General features: G+C 45.9%; 1 protein-coding gene. It reads right to left on the bottom strand.

Annotated elements, in window-relative coordinates:
• On the bottom strand, positions 1 to 220 hold a 220-nt coding region (locus LKX83_RS33325), incomplete at both ends, for a hypothetical protein (protein ID WP_227887592.1).

Here is a 220-nt window from a genome sequence, read left to right as displayed (position 1 = left end):
AATCCGGTTCTCCTTGATTCCCTCATTGAGCCAAACTCCCGCATCCGGGAACTCTTTCATTATTTTATTCCAGAGTACCGGCTGACGTTTCTTAATCGTTTGATAAAAAACTCTCTCCTCCAAAAGCACAGGAACAAACGCTTCGCCTTCCGGTGTCAGGGTAATCTGTTTGTCATAGCTTGAACGCAGGACAGCCGGAATCATTGATTGAAGAGCCGTA

The sequence above is a fragment of the Cohnella baijiui genome (genome assembly GCF_020731285.1).
Classification (GTDB): Bacteria; Bacillota; Bacilli; order Paenibacillales; family Paenibacillaceae; genus Cohnella.
This window is presented reverse-complemented; position numbering and strand designations above follow the sequence as displayed.